This is a genomic window from Actinacidiphila sp. bgisy144, assembly GCF_057708105.1.
Map to the genome: position 1 here is coordinate 24,591 of NZ_JBYIRM010000016.1, position 18,330 is coordinate 42,920.

General features: G+C 72.3%; 14 protein-coding genes and 1 pseudogene. 7 read left to right on the plus strand and 8 right to left on the minus strand.

The window, feature by feature from the left end:
* The first annotated feature begins 34 nt into the window (after positions 1 to 34).
* Entirely contained in the window at positions 35 to 2,551 is a 2,517-nt protein-coding gene (locus tag AC3EVP_RS19340; RefSeq protein ID WP_435131373.1) for a DEAD/DEAH box helicase, read from the plus strand.
* Positions 2,552 to 2,763: 212 nt separating this feature from the next.
* Here the strand turns inward: AC3EVP_RS19340 and AC3EVP_RS19345 are convergent.
* The 7 genes and pseudogenes from AC3EVP_RS19345 to ssd form a co-directional block, all read right to left on the minus strand.
* Positions 2,764 to 2,961: pseudogene (locus tag AC3EVP_RS19345) on the minus strand (Rv3654c family TadE-like protein); the annotation flags it as partial.
* A 47-nt stretch (positions 2,962 to 3,008) separates the two neighbouring features.
* Positions 3,009 to 3,422: a TadE family type IV pilus minor pilin gene (locus AC3EVP_RS19350; RefSeq protein WP_435131374.1), complete on the minus strand. Its 414-nt coding sequence runs from the start codon at positions 3,420 to 3,422 to the stop codon at positions 3,009 to 3,011.
* Entirely contained in the window at positions 3,409 to 3,630 is a 222-nt protein-coding gene (locus AC3EVP_RS19355; protein WP_335980957.1) for a DUF4244 domain-containing protein, read from the minus strand. The genes AC3EVP_RS19350 and AC3EVP_RS19355 overlap by 14 nt, the downstream gene beginning before the upstream one ends.
* A gap of 92 nt (positions 3,631 to 3,722) precedes the next feature.
* Complete coding sequence (locus AC3EVP_RS19360) at positions 3,723 to 4,307, minus strand: type II secretion system F family protein (RefSeq protein WP_435131376.1); 585 nt, start codon at positions 4,305 to 4,307, stop codon at positions 3,723 to 3,725.
* A gap of 233 nt (positions 4,308 to 4,540) precedes the next feature.
* Positions 4,541 to 5,365, minus strand: a complete 825-nt coding sequence (locus tag AC3EVP_RS19365) for a type II secretion system F family protein (protein ID WP_435131377.1) — start codon at positions 5,363 to 5,365, stop codon at positions 4,541 to 4,543.
* Positions 5,366 to 5,721: 356 nt separating this feature from the next.
* Positions 5,722 to 6,876 carry a TadA family conjugal transfer-associated ATPase gene (locus AC3EVP_RS19370; protein ID WP_435131379.1) on the minus strand — a complete coding sequence of 385 codons (1,155 nt, stop codon included), beginning with the start codon at positions 6,874 to 6,876 and terminating at the stop codon, positions 5,722 to 5,724.
* Positions 6,873 to 7,991, minus strand: coding sequence for a septum site-determining protein Ssd (gene ssd, locus AC3EVP_RS19375; protein ID WP_435131381.1), 1,119 nt, complete (start codon positions 7,989 to 7,991; stop codon positions 6,873 to 6,875). The genes AC3EVP_RS19370 and ssd overlap by 4 nt, the downstream gene beginning before the upstream one ends.
* 449 nt (positions 7,992 to 8,440) lie before the next feature.
* Here ssd and AC3EVP_RS19380 point away from each other — a divergent pair, with 449 nt between their 5' ends.
* Positions 8,441 to 9,286, plus strand: coding sequence for an HAD family hydrolase (locus AC3EVP_RS19380; protein WP_435131382.1), 846 nt, complete (start codon positions 8,441 to 8,443; stop codon positions 9,284 to 9,286).
* 370 nt (positions 9,287 to 9,656) lie between these two features.
* Here the strand turns inward: AC3EVP_RS19380 and AC3EVP_RS19385 are convergent, their stop codons facing one another.
* The gene (locus AC3EVP_RS19385) at positions 9,657 to 10,514 is read right to left on the minus strand and encodes a Fic family protein (protein ID WP_335980961.1); all 858 of its coding nucleotides are present in this window, start codon (positions 10,512 to 10,514) and stop codon (positions 9,657 to 9,659) included.
* A gap of 105 nt (positions 10,515 to 10,619) precedes the next feature.
* On the opposite strand from AC3EVP_RS19385, the gene AC3EVP_RS19390 reads away from it, so the two are divergent.
* The 5 genes from AC3EVP_RS19390 to AC3EVP_RS19410 all read left to right on the plus strand — a co-directional run bounded on the left by AC3EVP_RS19390 (position 10,620) and on the right by AC3EVP_RS19410 (position 18,330).
* A complete protein-coding gene (locus AC3EVP_RS19390; RefSeq protein WP_335980963.1) occupies positions 10,620 to 11,618 on the plus strand; it encodes an ATP-binding protein in 999 nt (332 codons plus the stop codon).
* Positions 11,619 to 11,783: 165 nt separating this feature from the next.
* A complete protein-coding gene (locus AC3EVP_RS19395) occupies positions 11,784 to 14,093 on the plus strand; it encodes a SulP family inorganic anion transporter (RefSeq protein ID WP_435131384.1) in 2,310 nt (769 codons plus the stop codon).
* An 87-nt stretch (positions 14,094 to 14,180) separates the two neighbouring features.
* Positions 14,181 to 16,139, plus strand: a complete 1,959-nt coding sequence (acs, locus tag AC3EVP_RS19400) for an acetate--CoA ligase (RefSeq protein WP_435131385.1) — start codon at positions 14,181 to 14,183, stop codon at positions 16,137 to 16,139.
* Positions 16,140 to 16,374: 235 nt separating this feature from the next.
* Entirely contained in the window at positions 16,375 to 17,772 is a 1,398-nt protein-coding gene (gene nhaA / locus AC3EVP_RS19405; RefSeq protein ID WP_435131387.1) for a Na+/H+ antiporter NhaA, read from the plus strand.
* 81 nt (positions 17,773 to 17,853) lie between these two features.
* Positions 17,854 to 18,330, plus strand: a complete 477-nt coding sequence (locus tag AC3EVP_RS19410; protein ID WP_335980967.1) for a phage holin family protein — start codon at positions 17,854 to 17,856, stop codon at positions 18,328 to 18,330.

Genomic DNA, 18,330 nt, shown 5'->3' on the forward strand with positions numbered 1-18,330 from the left:
ATTGTCCGTCATGCCGGTGACACACTGAGTGCCGATGGCCCAGGATCAACTTCCGCAGTCGGCGCACGGCCGACCGTCCCCACGGACCGCTTTGGAGCGGCTTTCCGCGGGGGCTGACCGCGCCGTACGCATCACCCATACGGAGCACCTGCCCCCGCGGGTCGGGCGTCATGCATCTTGGCCGGAGGGCGTCCGTCCGGAAGTCGTCGCCGCGATCCGGGCCGCCGGGATCGACCGTCCGTGGGAGCACCAGGCGCTGGCCGCCGAGCACGCGCTGCGCGGCGAGTCGGTGGTCGTGGCCACCGGCACCGCCTCCGGCAAGTCGCTGGCCTACCTCGCACCGGTGCTGAGCGCGCTGCTGCCGGAGCCGCGGGGCGCCGGGGGCGCCGCTGATGGTGACCGTGACAGCGGCTCGGTCGCCGCCGATGGGCCGATCGGGGGAAGCGGAGGGGCCGGGAGCGCCGGGAGCGCCGCGGGAACCGTGGCCGCCGTCGCACGGGGCCGGGCTCGGGTGCCCGCACAGGGCGGGCGCGGGCCGACCGCGCTCTACCTCGCCCCCACCAAGGCGCTCGCCGCCGACCAGCGCCGCGCGGTGAGCGCCCTCGCGGCGCCGCTCGGCCACGCTGTGCGTCCCGCGGTCTACGACGGCGACACGCCGTACGAGGAACGCGAGTGGGTCCGCCGGCACGGTACCTACGTCCTGACCAACCCCGACATGCTGCACCGCGGCATCCTGCCCGGGCACGCCCGCTGGTCCTCCTTCCTGCGCGGTCTGCGCTACGTCGTCATCGACGAGTGCCACACCTACCGCGGCGTGTTCGGCTCCCACGTCGCCCAGGTACTGCGCCGCCTGCGGCGAATCTGCGCCCGCTACGGCGCCGACCCGGTCTTCCTGCTCGCCTCCGCCACCTCCGCCGACCCCGGTCAGGCCGCCGCCCGCCTGACCGGCGTGCCCGTCGCCGAGGTCACCGAGGACACGTCCCCGCGCGGCGAGGTGGCCTTCGCGCTGTGGGAACCGCCCCTGACCGAACTGTCCGGTGAACACGGCGCCCCGGTCCGCCGCACCGCCACCGCCGAGTGCGCCGAGCTCCTCACCGACCTCGTCCTGCAGGGCGTACGGACCGTCGCCTTCGTCCGCTCCCGGCGCGGTGCGGAACTCGTCGCCCTCATCGCCCAGGAGCGGCTCGCCGAGATCGACTCCTCACTCCCGCAGCGCGTCGCCGCCTACCGCGGCGGCTACCTGCCCGACGAGCGCCGTGCCCTCGAACGCGACCTGCACTCCGGCCGCCTGCTCGGCCTGGCCTCCACCTCCGCCCTCGAGCTCGGCGTGGACGTCTCCGGGCTCGACGCGGTCCTGCTGGCCGGCTATCCCGGCACCCGCGCCTCGCTGTGGCAGCAGGCCGGGCGGGCCGGGCGCTCGGCCCAGGGCGCGCTGGCGGTCATGGTGGGCCGCGACGACCCCCTGGACACGTATCTCGTCCACCACCCCGAGGCGATCTTCGAACGGCCCGTCGAGTCCACCGTCCTCGACCCGGACAACCCGTACGTGCTCGCACCGCACCTGTGTGCCGCCGCCGCCGAACTCCCGCTGACCGAGGACGACCTGGCTCTCTTCGGCCCCGAAGCCGCCGGTCTGGTGGCGCAGTTGGAGAAGCGCGGGCTGCTGCGCCGCCGGGCGTCGGGCTGGTACTGGACCCGCCGGGAACGCGCCGCCGACCTCACCGACATCCGCGGGGAGGGCGGCACCCCGATCCAGGTCGTCGAAGCCGGCACCGGGCGGCTGCTGGGCACCGTGGACGCCTCCTCGGCCCACACCACCGTCCACGAGGGCGCCGTCCACCTCCACCAGGGCCGCACCTATCTCGTACGGCGCCTGGACCTCGAGGACTCCGTCGCCCTGGTGGAGCGCGCCGACCCGCCCTTCAGCACGATGGCTCGCGACACCACTGACATCCGCGTGCTGTCCACCGACATCGACGAACCCTGGGGCGACGCCCGCATCCGCTTCGGCTCCGTGGAGGTCACCCACCAAGTGGTGTCCTACCTGCGGCGCCGACTGCTGACCGGCGAGGTCCTCGGCGAGGCCAAACTCGACCTCCCGCCACGGACCCTGCGCACCCGCGCCGTCTGGTGGACCGTCACCGACGACCAACTCGACGCCGCCGGCATCCACCCGGAGGAACTGCCCGGCGCCCTGCACGCCGCCGAGCACGCCTCCATCGGCCTCCTCCCGCTCTTCGCTACCTGCGACCGCTGGGACATCGGCGGCGTGTCCATACCGCTGCACGCCGACACCGGCCTGCCCACCGTCTTCGTCTACGACGGCCACCCCGGCGGGGCGGGCTTCGCCGAACGCGCCTTCCACACCGCCCGCAGCTGGCTCGCCGCGACCCGCGAGGCCATCGCGTCCTGCGAATGCGACCACGGCTGCCCCTCCTGCGTGCAGTCGCCCAAGTGCGGCAACGGCAACGACCCGCTCGACAAAGCCGCCTCCGTCCGCCTGCTGGACTGCCTGCTCGCCTCCGCCAAGGAACCCGACCCCCGGCCCTGACCGGCGCTCCTCCACCGTCGGTGCCCCCGGAACACGCCCCCGTCAGTCTCCAGCCCCTGCGCCCCGCGTCGGCCTGAACCGACCACCGGCGTCGGCGTCGGCACCGGCACCGGCACCGGCACCGGCACCGGCACCGAGGCAAGCGGCGGGCCCGCCCGCGACCTCACCCGCGCTCCCCCTACCTCAGCCACGACGTCGGCCACCTCCCCCACCACCACGCACTCACGCAGCACCGCCTGCTGAGCGGCCGCCACCCGCGCGGCCAGCCGGCACGCCGCCTCCTCACCGTCAAGCGCGTGGTCCGCAGCGGCCAACGCGGCCAAGTCCGCGGCGCCGCCCGCTCGGTGCCTGGCCACCACCGCCCTCCCCATCAGCGCCACTCCCGCGAAGACCGCGATCAACACCGCCATCAGCCCGAGCGACCACACCGTCGCCGACCCCCGGTCCCGCTCCCGGCTCACGGCCCACCACTCCCCACCGTCTCCTCGTCCGACGCGGCCGCCTCCGCCGTCAACCTCACCGGAAACCGCGGTCTTTCCACCGTCACCCGCACCCTCACCATCCCTCCGCCCCGGCTCACCCTGACCTCCGCCCCCTTCGGCGCTGCCGCGCGGCTGACCCTCACCACATCCCCCGCCCCTTCCCCCCGCGCAGCAGCGCGCGCCCCGGCCCTGGCGGCGTCCACGCACCGAATCTGCGCAGCCGCCGCCATCAACCCCCACGTCAGCAGCCCCGTCAGCGCCACCAGCGTCGGGATCACCACGGCCGCCTCCGCTGTCACATATCCCTGGTCCCCGCGACGGCGCACCCACCCGGCCCATCCGGACCCGTGTGCGCCGCGCAATCGCCTCACCCACTCAGAACGGCGCATGGAGTGCCTTCTCGATCACCGAGGTCATCGCCGTCCGCACCGGCCCGCTCGTCACGATCTTGTAGAGCACCGCCGCGAACCCGCAGGCCGCAATCGTGCCCACCGCGTACTCCGCGGTGCTCATCCCCGCATCGGCCGCCACCCGGCACCGCCGGACGCACCCGGCCCACCGAACCGCCACCCGCTCAGCCAACTTCCGCCGCGTCATTTCCGTTCTCCTCCTGTTGGTTTCTTGTGATTCCTACTGATTCCGTGCGCCGTCCCGACCGGACGAAGGGGGCGCGCGTCCCGCCGCGGGCCTCAACCTCCGCCACCGCCCACCGGGCCTCCCAGCACCGCCCCGGCCAGCCCCATCACCACCGGCGCGACGCCCACGAACAGAAAGGCGGGCAGGAAGCACACGCCCAGCGGTGCGGTGGCCAGCACCGCGGCCCGGCGAGCCCCGGCGACCGACGAACGGGCGTGCTCAGCGCGGTAGTCCGCGGCCAGCCGCGCCATCTCCGCCACCGGCGCGCTGCCGGTCGTCGACGCCCTCGCCAGACAACGGCCCATCGCCCGGGCCGCAGGCAGTCGGCCGAACCTGTCCCAGCATTCCGACGGCTCCCCACCGAGCCGCAACTCCGCCTCCGCCCGCAGCAGCGCGGCTCCCAACGGCCCGTCCAGGCACCGCCCCACCGCCCCCGCGGTCTCCCCCGGCGTGGCCCCCGCGGCCAGGCAAGCCGCCATCAGGTCGGCGCACAGCGGCAGTTCGCCCGGACCGGATACCGCGCGGTCCGCCTGCCCTTGTGCCGCCCGCCCCGTGGCCTTCGACCGGTGGTGGACGAGCACCATCCGCACGCCGACCCCGACCACGGCCCCGGCCATCACCCCAGCGAAGCTCCCCACGAACGCCGCTGTCCCCAGCGCCGGCGCGACCACCGGCAGCCAGACCCGTCCGGCGTCTCGAGCTTTTCCCCGCCACGCGCGCGGCGCCTTCACCGGCTGGGCTTCCTCCAGCAGGAGACTCAACCTGCGCACGCCGCCACGCCTGCTCCTCCCCGCCACAGCCGCACCGACTGCCGCACACACCGCCAGTACGACGGCCACCGTCATCCCCAGGCTGTGGACAACCTCGCCGCTCACGACCGGCCCCCTTCCACAACGGGCTCACTCGACGCCTGGGCGGACCGCGGCTCCGCCTTCCCCGGGCCGGGGCCGCCCCACGCGGAGCCGCCCCGACCACGATCCGTCCCGGTCGGCGGGCCGCCCTCGGCAGCCCGGATGATCCGCGCGGTCCAGGCCAGCCCGGCCCACTCCAGAAGCGCGCCCACGACCAGGCAGCCCAGCCCCGCCGGCGTGTGCAGCAGCACCTCGGCCGGGTCGGCTCCCAACGCCGTGCCCAACACCAGCCCGAACACCGGGAGCAGCGCCAGCAGCACCGCGGTGGCGCGCGGGCCGGCCAACTGCGCTCGCAGGTCCTCCCGTTGGTCGGCCTCGGCTCGTAGCGCGGCGGCGACCCGGTCCAGGGCCGTGGCCAGCCCAGCGCCTCCGTCCACCGCGACCTGCCAGCACGCGGCCACCGCACCGAGTCCCTGCGCGCCCGGACCTGACCGAGCCGCCGTCCGAAGTGCGCCGGGCACGTCTCCGCCGAACCGGGCGGCAGACAGCAGCAGGCCCGCGATCCGTGCCAGTTCCGGCGACCCGGGCCACCCGGCCGACTGCACCGCCTCCGCGAGCGCCACGTGCGGCGGCTGTCCTGCCCGCAGGTCGCCCGCAAGCGTGCCGCACAGCCCGCTCACCGCGGCCGCAATCCCTTCCGCCACCGCCCGTTCGGCCCGGTCGCGCAGTGCCCTTCGCACCAACGGGACCGCGACCGCCGCGCCGACCACCGGCACCACCGACCAGGTGACCGCCGCGAGCACCATCCCGGCGGGCAGGCACAGCCACTCTGGACCGCCTCGCACGAGCCGCGCCTCTGCTGTCCCGGCCATCCGCTGCCGGGCGCCGCCGGGAGCACCGCGCCTGCCTGGCCGTTCACGCCGCCAGGCCCGCAAGGACTTCCGCTCGGGCTGACCGCGCCAGTGCGGGCGCCGTCCACCGATCCACGCCCGGACGGCCTCGACCACACGACCCCATCGGTTCCGCCACTGCTCAACCCTGCCCGCCGTAGCGCCTGCAGGGGTCTGTGCGCGCGTCAGCAACCCGTGCACGCGTCGCCGGTATCCGTGCCGCTGCAGAGCGGTCCACGCGGGCAGACAGGCCACCAGAAGCGCGGCCCACAGCGCCAGAGCGGGAGTCACCGGCGGGCATGTCGCGGCGTTCACGACACACCTGCCGAGCACAGCTGAGCCAACCGGCTCCAGCCCGGTCCGCGTTCCACCCCGCCACATCCGTCGCGGACAAGCGCCGGTACCGTGCCGACCAAGCCGTCCCGCCGACGGCTCACCACGTGGATCTCGGCGACTCTGCGCCGACCCGCACCGTCCCGCACGAGGTGGACGACCGCCGACAGCGCGGCGGCCAACTGACTGTGCAGAGCGGCCCGGTCCAGGCCCGCGGTCGAGCCCAGAGCCTCCAGCCTCGCGGGCACATCCGCAGCCGCATTGGCGTGCACGGTCCCGCAGCCGCCCTCGTGACCGGTGTTCAGGGCACCAAGGAGGTCCAGCACCTCGGCGCCGCGCACCTCGCCGACCACGAGCCGGTCGGGCCGCATCCGCAGCGCCTGCCGCACCAGGTCCCGCAAGGTGACCTCGCCGGCCTCCTCCTGATTGGCGGGCCGGGTCTCCAGCCGGAGGACGTGCGGATGGTCCGGGCGCAGTTCGGCGGAGTCCTCGGCGAGGACGATGCGGGCCGCGGGGTCGACAAGGCCGAGCAGGCAGCTCAGCAGCGTGGTCTTTCCCGAGCCGGTGCCGCCGCTGATCATGAACGACAGCCGTGCGTCCAGCATCGCCCGCAGCAGCGCGGCGGTCTCCTCGTCGAGGGTGCCGACCGCGACGAGTTCGGGGAGCGTGAACGCGCGGGCCCGTACGACACGGAGTGACAGGCAGGGCGAGCCGACCACGACGGGTGGTAGTACCGCGTGCAGCCGTGTGCCGTCGGGCAGCCGGGCGTCGACCCACGGCCGCGCGTCGTCGAGGCGGCGGCCTGCGGTCGTGGCGAGCCGTTGGGCGAGACGTCGCACCGCCGCGGTGTCGGCGAACCGGATCGGGCTGCGTTCGAGGCCGCGGCCCCGGTCGATCCAGACCTGGTCGGGTGCGTTGACGAGGATGTCGGTGACGTCCGGGTCGGCCAGGAGGGGCTCCAGCGGTCCGGCGCCCACCAGTTCGGAACGCAGCGCGGCGACCACATCGAGCACTTCGGAGTCCCCGATCAGGCGTCCTTGGGCGCGCAGCGCCGCAGCCACGCGGGCGGGGGTGGGTTCGCCGCCGTGTTCGGCCAGGTGGAGCCGGACCGCGTCGAGCAGTGCCGCACTCATGCCATCACGCACCCGGCGGCCGCGAGCGCCTGTCCGAGGAAGGCTCCGCTGAATCGCGCGAGGGGGCCGCGAGTGGAGGAGCCCGGTGGCGCGCCGCCGGACATCGGATCGGCCAGACCGGGTTCGGGCCGCAACTCACCTGCGAGCGGCAGTCCGATCAGCCGTGCGATCTCGCCGCCGTCCAGGCCGGAGGAGAACGGCCCGCGCGCGACCACCCGCAGGTCGTCCAGCGCCGGGGCGAAGGCCGCCGCCACTTGGCAGGCGGCGGCCACCGCGCGGAGTTCAGCGGGCACCACCAGCAGTCCCACATCGATCTGGCCGAGCGTCTCGGTGACGGTGTCGTCCACTTTGCGCGGCAGATCGACGACGACCAGGCCGCCGCCCCGCCTGGCAGCTCCCATCACCGACCGCATGGCCTGGGGCGGGATGAGCATGGACTGTCCGCGGTCCCAGCTCAGCACACTGAGCGAGCCCAGCCGGGGCAGGGATTCCTCCAGCACGCCGCTGTTGACGCGGCCGCGCGAGTCGGCGAGATCGGGCCAGCGCAGCCCGCCGGTGCGTTCAGCCCCGAGCATGATGTCCAGGCCCCCGCCGAGCGGGTCGCCGTCGACGAGCATGACGCGAAGGCCGGTGCGCGCCGCGGTCACGGCGAGGCCGCAGGCCAGCGTGCTGGCACCGGCGCCGCCCCGGCCGCCGACCACGCCGATCGTCAGAGCGGGCCCGCCGCCGCCTTCTGCCAGGTCCGCCAGCCGGTCCACCAGCCACGCCTCGGCGGCCGGCAGGAACAGGACGTGGTCGGCGCCGACCGCGACGGCCCGGCGCCATGTTTCGGAGTCGGCGGAGTCCGCGCCGCCGCTCCCGACCAGCAGAACGCCCTTGCGCCGCGCTGCTCCCTGAACTCTTCCGGATGCCTCCACTCCGACCAGGACAAGCGGTGCGTTCTCCCAACTCGCATTGCGCGGGGGCGCGGTGAAGGCGACTTCCGGTTCTGCGCCGGCCGCCGCGCACAGTCGGAGCAGATCGTCGAGGAGGCTTTCGTCCTCCGTGACAATCAGCGGTCCGCGGATGCCTTCGGCGGCTTCGCGCGGTCGATCGGATGCACTGGTTCGAACCATTTCCCTGTCCCCTGTCGCTTGTCGTGCGAGCACGGTGTGCTGCGCCTGCGATCAGCTTGGGCCAGGAAGTGGAATTGAGACGATCTTGGTCGGAATCTGTGGATAACTCGGCGATTGTGGATAACTCCACCACCCGGACGAGTGGGTTCACCGGGACCGGCGGGACGATTACCGAGCGTCACGTGTCATACGCATAGAAACGCACACGCGCACGAGTGAGAGGAACGCCATGAACACGTCGACGTACGCCGCAGCCCCCACCGCCAACTCCCCGTACGCATGCGGACATGCGACGACCCCCGCCGGGGGGGAGAGCGGGGGTCGTCCCCACGGTCCGACTCGGGGGGGGAGGAGCCAGACCGGGTTAGCACGGTCGCGAACGATCCGTGACTTCCATGGTGTACCCGACGGCCCGCCCAGGCAAACCCACACGCCAGGCCTTAGGCCGAATGGTGGTTGCCTATGCTCGTCCCGTGGAAAACCACCTGCCCCCGCGTACTGCGGCGTTCTTCGATCTCGACAAGACCGTGATCGCCAAGTCGAGCACGCTCGCCTTCGGACGGTCCTTCTACCACGGTGGACTCATCAACAGGCGAGCGGTATTGCGCACCGCATATGCCCAGTTCGTATACCTCGTCGGTGGCGCCGATCACGACCAGATGGAGGGTATGCGCAAATACCTCTCTGATCTGTGCCGCGGCTGGAATGTGCAGCAGGTCCGGGAGATCGTCGCCGAGACGCTGCACGACCTGATCGACCCGATCATCTACGACGAAGCCGCCTCGCTGATCGAGGAGCACCACGCGGCCGGCCGCGACGTGGTGATCGTGAGTGCCTCGGGGTCCGAAGTGGTCGAGCCGATCGGGGAGATGCTCGGCGCCGACCACGTGGTGGCCACTCGGATGGTCGTGGCCGACGGCGCGTACAACGGCGAGATCGAGCATTACGTCTACGGTCCGGCGAAAGCCGAAGCCATCGCCCGGCTGGCCGAGTCCGAGGGGTACGACTTGCAGCGGTCATTCGCCTACAGCGATTCGGCTACGGACCTACCCATGCTGGAGGCGGTCGGCCACCCGTACGCCGTCAACCCTGACCGGGCGCTGCGCAAGGAGGCGGTCGCACGGGACTGGCCGATCCTCACCTTCGACCGTCCGGTGCGCCTCAAGCAGCGCATCCAGTCGCTGTCGATGCCGCCGCGCCCGGTCCTGGCGGCCGCCGCGATCGGTGCTGCCGCCGCCACCGCGGGACTGGTCTGGCTCGCTGCGCGCCGACGCCGGCCGCTGGCGGCTTCCTGACCGACCGAGACCCCCTCGTGGCCGACGGGACCAAGGTGACGTGAGCCAACGATTGGCCGAGCAGAATGTCCGACTTGGCGGCAAAAGTAAAAAGTGTAGCCAGGGGTTCCGCTACCTGTCGGTCGGGAGTACAAAAGAGTTAACGGCCCGCGAGACCACGGACTTCCGAGAGGAAGACCGCAGTTCAGCTGGCGGCCCCACGGACCGAGCACAGAAGCCGGGCACCCACGCGTAGCCGACCCGCCAACCGGGCCAGCCGCACCAGGCAGCGGGCAAAGTCCCCGCCCTGATGGGCAACATTCGAGCACGCACTGGTAACTCGGCGGACGTGCCCAAGCGGCGGCACCGACGGGTGCCGCCGCTCGTCGGTTCAGGCGGCGCCGCGCTGCATGGCCTCGCAGACGGCGACGCTCTCACGCACCCCGAGTTCGAGCGCGCGCCCGCAGTGGCCGATCCACTCGGCCATGCCCTCGGGAGTGCCCGAGGCGTACCCCTCGAGGGCTTTGAGGTATCCGGCCAGGCCCAGCTCCGCGTGGCCGACCTCCGCCGGGCAGATGGACTTGGGGTCCAGTCCGCTGCCGACCAGGACGATGCGTTCGGCGGCGCGCGCGACCGGCCCGTTGAATGAGCCGAAAGGGCGCAGGCAGAGCAGTTCGCCGTGTACGACGGCGCCCACCACGAGCGCGGGCGCGGTGGAACCGGCCCGCAGCAGTTCGGCGAGTCCGTCGAGCCGCGCGGCGACCTCGGAGGGCTCCGGAAGCGGGACCGTTTCGAAGCCGACCACCTCGTCGGTCACCGGCTCGCCGGCCAGTCGCGGCCGCCCGACGGTGGTTTCCTCAGCGGCCCCGCCGGCCGCGGTCAGGTGCAGCCGGGCAAGTGCCTGCACCGGGGACCGCCGCCACACGCTGAGAAGTTGGCCGGCTTCGGCCGTCACCCGAAGGGCAGCACCAACGGTGCGCGACTGGTCGTCGGCGGAGAAGTCGCTGCGGCGGCGTACCTCCTCCAGCGGCCAGTCGGCGCCCGAGAGGGCGGCGGAGGCCCGGGCGCCGCGAAGGGCGGCTTCCGAGGCGATCTCACCGGCCCGGCGACGCATCACCCGGTGGCCGTAGACCCGGTCCACCGCCTGGCGCACGGACTCCACCGCGTCGGGCACTCCCGGCAGCGCGGCGAGTACGGCCAGCGGGTCCGCCTGCCCGGAAGGTGGGGAAGGAGCAGCGTTCGTAGCCATGTCCCTGACCCTACGCACCCCCCACGGCCCGGAAAGACCACGATCGAGTGGCCTTCCCCACTCCCCGTCAGTTCGCGCGGCACACCGCCCCTACGCTTAGCGAACATGAAGATCGCTTTCGTTGGGAAGGGCGGCAGCGGCAAGACGACGCTGTCGTCCCTGTTCATCCGCCACCTCGCCGCAGCCCGCGTCCCCGTCGTCGCGGTCGACGCGGACATCAACCAGCACCTCGGCCCGGCGCTCGGGCTCGATGAGGAGGACGCCGCGGCGCTGCCCTCGCTCGGCGCGCACCTGCCGGCGATCAAGGAGTACCTGCGCGGCGCCAACCCGCTCATCCCCTCGGCCGACAGCATGATCAAGACCACCCCGCCCGGTAGCGGCTCGCGCCTTCTGCGGCTGTGCGAGGAGAACCCGGTCTACGCGGCGTGCGCCCGGCAGGTCGATCTCGGCACCGGCGGCACCGCGCGACTGATGGTGACCGGCCCGTTCGCCGAGTCCGACCTCGGCGTGGCCTGCTACCACTCGAAGGTCGGGGCGGTGGAGCTGTGCCTGAACCACCTGGTGGACGGACGGGACGAGTACCTCGTGGTCGACATGACCGCGGGCAGCGACTCCTTCGCCTCGGGGCTGTTCACCCGGTTCGACCTGACCTTCCTCGTGGCCGAGCCGACCCGCAAGGGAGTCTCGGTGTACCGCCAGTACAAGGAGTACGCCCGCGACTTCGGGGTGAACCTGGCCGTGGTCGGCAACAAGGTGCACGGGGAGGACGACCTCGCCTTCCTGCGGGCCGAGGTCGGGGACGACCTGCTCATCACGGTCGGATACTCGGACTGGGTGCGGGCGATGGAGCGGAGCAGCCCGCCCGGCTTCGAACTGCTGGAGGCCGCCAACCGCCAGGCCCTGTGCGTGATGCACGACCGCGCAGACCGGTCGTACCAGTCCCGCGACTGGCACCGCTACACCCAGCAGATGGCGCACTTCCACCGCAGGAACGCCGAGAGCTGGGGCAACGCCCGGACCGGCGCCGACCTCGCCGCCCAGATCGACCCCGACTTCACGCTGAGTGAGGATCTGGTCGAGGCGCCTGCCGTGCTGTCCCACTGACACCTCCGCGGCGCACCGATACACCCCCGCATCCTCAGATTCACTCCAAAGACGGAAATAGTACACGGATTCGGGCTCAAGCCTTCACTCTCCGCAGTCATTCCATTACTCTCCATTTACAGATGCTTGGAGAGCGCGAAAGGGAATGAGAGGAGTGAAGAGCCCATGAGACACCACCGGCACGACGTGTCCGCGTCGATCACCGTGTTCCTGATCGCCGTGCCCCTGTCGCTCGGCATCGCGCTGGCCACCGGCGCGCCGTTGCAGTCCGGTCTGGTCGCCGCGGCGGTCGGCGGCATCGTCGCAGGGCTGCTCGGAGGGACCCCCTTGCAGGTCAGTGGTGGCGCGACGAGCTTGGTCGTGGTCACCGCGGGCCTTGTCGAGCGCTACGGCTGGCGGGCGACGTGCGCGATCACCGTGCTGGCCGGCCTGGTCCAACTGCTGCTCGGCGGACTGCGGGTGGCCAGGGCCGCGCTCGCGGTGAGTCCGGCGATCGTGCACGGCATGCTCGCCGGTATCGGCACGGTCATCGCCATCGGGCAACTGCACGTGGTGCTGGGCGGCAGCCCGCAGGTCTCCGCGGTGGACAACATCGCCGCGCTGCCCGACCAGTTGATGCACAGCCACCCCGTCACGCCCGTCATCGGCGCGGCGACGGCGGCCGTCCTGCTCGGCTGGCCGCGGTTGCGGAGCCGGTTCCGGGCGCTACGGGCGGTCCCGGCGCCGCTCGCCGCGGTCGCGATGGCCACGGCGGTGAGTGCGGCGTGGTCGGTGCCCCGGGTCGACCTGCCACGCTGGACAGCACCTGGTCTGCCCGCTCCACCCGGCGGCCCGGCCACCGCGATCGTCGCGGCCGTCCTGACCGTCACGCTCGTGGCAAGCATGGAGTCGCTGCTGTCGGCCGTCGCGGTGGACGCACTCCAGACGCGGCGCCCGGGGCCGCACGCTCCTCCGGCCCGCCTCGACCGCGAGTTGCTCGGCCAGGGCGCGGCCAATGTGGTGTCCGGACTGCTCGGCGGCCTGCCGGTGGCCGGTGGCGCGATGCGCGGCTCGGCCAACGTCGAGGCGGGTGCCCTGACCCGGCGCTCCACGGTGCTGCACGGCGTGTGGGTGCTGCTGTGCGCGGGGTTCGCCGCCGGAGTGCTCGAGGAGATCCCGCTCGCGGCCCTCGCCGCGCTGGTGATGCTCGTCGGCGTGCGCATGGTCAGCTTCGCCCACATCCGGCACATCCAGCGGCACCGCGAGTTCCCCGTGTACGCGGTCACCCTCGGCACCGTGGTGGTCTTCGGGGTGCTCCAGGGGGTGGCCGCCGGCATCGCGGTCGCCGCCGCCCTGGCACTGCACCGGATCACCCGTATCCGGGTCACCGTCACCCAGGAAGGCGGGTGCCATCGGGTCCGTGCCAGCGGGCAGTTGACGTTCCTCGCGGTTCCCCGGTTGGCCAAGGCCTTCGCCGAGGTGCCGGCGGGTGCGAACGTCGTCGTGGAGCTGGACGGTTCGTTCATGGACCATGCCGCCTATGAGGCGCTGAACGCGTGGAGTACGCGGCACCGTTCGCGGGGCGGGAGGGTGGTGCTCGGCGACGGCGACGGACGGGCGGTCAGCGAACCGGTCAGCGCGCACACCTGCCGCCCTTGGACGCCCTGGCGCAACCACCACTGCACCCGCCCGACGGCCGTCCCGGCCACCAGTGGCGGCCAACTGCTGGGCGGGGTGGGAAACTTCCAGCGCCACACGGCGCCGCTGGTGCGCGACGAACTCGCCCGGCTCGCCCGCGAAGGCCAGCAGCCCGGCCAGCTCTTCCTGACCTGTGCGGACTCCCGGCTGGTGACCAGCATGATCACCTCCAGCGGCCCGGGCGACCTGTTCACCGTCCGCAACGTCGGCAACATGGTGCCACCGCCGGAGTCGGACGCGTCCTGCGATTCGGTCGCCGCCGCCGTGGAGTACGCGGTGGACGTGCTCGAGGTATCCAGCATCACCGTGTGCGGGCACTCCGGATGCGGCGCGATGCAGGCGCTGCTCGGCTCCGCTCACGAACCGGGTGCACAGACGCCGCTGGCCCGATGGCTGCGGCACGGCCGGCCGGGCCTGAGCCGGCTCACCGCGGCCACAGCCGCCGGCCCCGTCGGCGCGGCCGCCCCACGTACGGCCCCCGGAAGCGATGCCGCGCCCGTCCCGTCCGCGCTCCCGCGCTTCGAGGACCGCCCCGCGGCCGACGATCAGGAACTCCTCGCACTGATCAACGTGATGACGCAGCTGGAGAATCTGACGGCCCATCCGTGCGTGGCCCAGCGAGTCGCCGACGGCACCCTCCACCTGCACGGCATGTACTTCCATGTCGCCGAGGCCCAGGCGTACATCCTCGACCCTCCCACCGGCGTCTTCGTTCTGGTCCGGCCCGGAACCGGAGTACCGGGGGCACCGGGCGGGGAAGCTGCCACGTCAGCAGCCATACCCGCCACAAAGGTCTAAACCAGTTCTCCAGGAACCCTTGTCAGGGTGCGCCAGGACTGATGAGGTAGGGGCGGGACATCTGGGACACCCTGACAAGGAGCTGGCGTGAGCAGCAACGAGAGCCTGGCCAACCTGTTGAAGGAGGAGCGGCGTTTTGCTCCCCCGAACGAACTGGCCGCTGCGGCCAACGTCACCGCGGCCGCGTACGAACAGGCCAAGGCCGACCGGCTGGGTTTCTGGGCCGAGCAGGCCCGCCGCCTGACCTGGGAGACCGAGCCCACCCAGACGCTTGACTGGTCGAACCCGCCGTTCGCGAAATGGTTCGCGGACGGACGTCTGAACGTCGCCTACAACTGTGTGGACCGCCATGTCGAGGCCGGCCACGGCGACCGTGTCGCCATCCACTTCGAGGGCGAGCCGGGCGACAGCCGCGCGATCACCTACGCGGAGCTGAAGGACGAGGTGTCCCGCGCCGCCAACGCCCTGACCGAACTCGGCGTGAGTAAGGGCGACCGCGTCGCGGTCTACCTGCCGATGATCCCCGAGGCCGTGGTGGCGATGCTCGCCTGCGCCCGGATCGGTGCCGCGCACTCCGTGGTCTTCGGCGGCTTCTCGGCCGACGCCGTCGCCTCCCGTATCGACGACGCCGACGCGAAGCTGGTCATCACCGCCGACGGCGGCTACCGCCGGGGCAAGCCGTCGGCGCTCAAGCCTGCCATCGACGACGCGGTGGCCCGCACCCCGCAGGTCGAGCACGTCCTCGTGGTCCGCCGCACCGGCCAGGACGTGGAGTGGACCGAGGGCCGCGACCTGTGGTGGCACGAGGTCACCGGCCGCCAGTCCGCCGAGCACACCCCCGAGGCGTTCGAGGCCGAGCAGCCCCTGTTCATCCTCTACACCTCGGGCACCACCGGTAAGCCGAAGGGCATCCTGCACACCTCCGGCGGTTACCTCACCCAGGCCGGCTACACCCACCACGCCGTCTTCGACCTCAAGCCGGAGACCGACGTCTACTGGTGCACCGCGGACATCGGCTGGGTCACCGGCCACTCGTACATCGTCTACGGCCCGCTCTCCAACGGCGCCACCCAGGTGATCTACGAGGGCACCCCCGACACCCCGCACCAGGGCCGCTTCTGGGAGATCGTGCAGAAGTACGGCGTGACGATCCTCTACACCGCTCCGACGGCGATCCGCACGTTCATGAAGTGGGGGGACGACATCCCCGCCAACTTCGACCTCAGCAGCCTGCGGGTCCTGGGCAGCGTAGGAGAACCGATCAACCCCGAGGCGTGGGTCTGGTACCGGGAGCACATCGGCGCCGGCAAGACGCCGATCGTGGACACCTGGTGGCAGACCGAGACCGGCGCCATGATGATCAGCCCGCTGCCCGGCGTCACCGAGACCAAGCCCGGTTCGGCGCAGACCCCGCTGCCCGGCATCGTGGCCACCGTCGTGGACGACGAGGCGAACGAGGTGCCCAACGGCTCGGGCGGCTACCTGGTGCTCACCGAGCCGTGGCCGTCGATGCTCCGCACCATCTGGGGCGACGACCAGCGCTACATCGACACCTACTGGTCCCGCTTCCCCGGCCGCTACTTCGCCGGTGACGGCGCGAAGAAGGACGAGGACGGCGACATCTGGCTGCTCGGCCGGGTGGACGACGTGATGCTGGTCTCCGGCCACAACATCTCCACCACCGAGGTCGAGTCCGCGCTCGTCTCGCACCCCAAGGTCGCCGAGTCCGCGGTGGTCGGCGCCGCCGACGAGACCACCGGACAGGCCATCGTCGCGTTCGTCATCCTGCGCGGCAGTGCCGAGGACAGCGCCGAACTCGTCGCCGAACTGCGCGACCACGTCGGCAAGACGCTCGGCCCGATCGCCAAGCCCAAGCGGGTGCTGATCGTCGCCGAGCTGCCCAAGACCCGGTCCGGCAAGATCATGCGCCGCCTGCTGCGGGACGTCGCGGAGAACCGCGAACTGGGCGACGTCACCACGCTCACCGACTCCTCGGTCATGGACCTCATCCAGAGCAAGCTGCCCTCCGCGCCCAGCGAGGACTGAGACCCGCCCCGGCCCCGCCGAGACCGTTCCCCGAGGGGCGCCCGCACTCCGAGCAGTGCGGGCGCCCCTCGGCGTGGCGGGCCCCAGACCGCCGCACTCCGCCACTCGTTCGGGTTAAAGTGACGTCACGTCGCCTCACCATCGCGACGAGACTGATGGGCGCGCCGGGAAGTCTGGTCGGCACACAGGACACCTGTGTCCGAAAGCCGGCTACGACGCCCAGGAGGCCGCCCCCGTGACCGAGCAGCCCCGCCGCCGCTCTTCCATTCTTCTCGGCCGGCTCCCACTGCCCGAACGGAACTTCATCGCCGACGCCCTGCGCGCCGAGACCGTCGGCGGCGTCCTCCTGCTGATCGCCGCCGTCATCGCCCTGATCTGGGCGAACACCATGCACCACAGTTACGACGCCACCGCCCACTTCCACTTCGGCCCGTCCGCGCTCGGCCTGCACCTGTCTGTGGCGCACTGGTCGGCGGACGGCCTGCTCGCGGTGTTCTTCTTCGTCGCGGGCATCGAGCTGAAGCGCGAACTCGTCGCAGGCGAACTGCGCGAACCGGCCAAGGCGGTACTCCCCGTCGTCGCCGCGCTGTGCGGCATGGCGGCACCCGCGCTCGTGTACACCGCGGTCGCCGCGGCCGGGGGCGGCTCGTTCAAGGGCTGGGCGGTGCCCACCGCCACCGACATCGCCTTCGCGCTCGCCGTACTCGCCGTCCTCGGCACCGCCCTTCCATCGTCCCTGCGCGCGTTCCTGCTCACCCTCGCCGTCGTCGACGACCTCTTCGCGATTCTGATCATCGCGGTCTTCTTCACCTCCGGCATCGACTACGTGGCCCTCGCGGGCGCGGCGGCGTGCCTGGTGCTGTTCTGGCTGCTGCAGCGCGGCGGCGTGCGCGGCTGGTACGTGTACGTGCCGCTCGCGCTCGTCACCTGGGCGCTGATGTACAACAGCGGGGTCCACGCCACGATTTCGGGCGTCGCCATGGGACTGCTGCTGCGCTGCGACCGCCGGGAGGGCGAGGAGCACCCGCCGGCCGAACGCGTCGAGCACCTGGTGAGGCCGTTCTCCGCGGGACTGGCCGTACCTCTGTTCGCCCTGTTCGCAGCAGGTGTGTCGGTCTCCGGCGGCGCGCTCGGCGACGTGTTCCGGCGCCCGGAGACCCTCGGCATCGTCCTCGGCCTGGTCTGCGGCAAGGCGATCGGCGTGTTCGGCGGGACCTGGCTGGCGGTCCGCTTCACCCGCGCGGAGCTGAACCCCGAACTGCGCTGGCCGGACGTCTTCGCGCTCGCGACACTGTCCGGCATCGGCTTCACCGTGTCCCTGCTGATCGACGAACTCGCCTTCACCGACCGCCCGCAGCTCGCCGACGAGGCCAAGGCCGCCGTGCTGCTCGGCTCGGTCACCGCCGCCGTCCTGGCCGCGATCCTGCTCAAGGCGCGCAACAACCGCTACCGCCGGCTCACCGCGGACGAGGAGCGCGACGACACCGGGGACGGCGTGCCCGACGTCTACGAGCAGGACCAACCCGCCTACCACGTCCGGATGGCCGAGATCCTGGAGCGGCAGGCGGCCGAGCACCGCCGGCTCGCCGCGCTCGCCCGGCGGCGGCAGGCGGGCGGCCCTGATGGCACGTAAGGCATGATCGGGGGCAGACATTCACTTGCCCGGACCACCACGACCCGCGAGCGAAGCGGTGCGACGACCACGGAGGACTCGATGAGCCCAGCCTCGAACGGTGACGAGCGCAGCCTCGGCGAGCTGTTCTCCTCCGCCACGGCGGAACTGTCCGCCCTGGTGCACGACGAGATCGCGCTGGCCAAGACCGAGATCCGGCAGGACGTGAAGCGCGCCGCGATCGGCAGCGGGGCACTGGTCGTGGCGCTGGCGCTCGGCCTGTTCGCGGTGCCGATGGGCAGCATGGCGCTGGCGTACGTCATCCACCGCACCGGGCTGCCGCTGGACGCGTCGTTCGGCATCGTGTGCGGGGCGTTCGTGCTGCTCGGCGTGCTGCTCGGCCTGCTGGCCTACAGCCGCTTCAAGAAGGTGAAGAAGCCGGAGCGCTCGATCGCCTCGGCGAAGGAGACCGCCGTGGTGCTCCAGAAGGCCAAGCCGCGCCCGCGCGACACCGCGCCGAAGGACGCCGGGCAGTTGGGCGCCACCGTCGCGGCGCCCGCGCTCGAATCGAAGATGTGA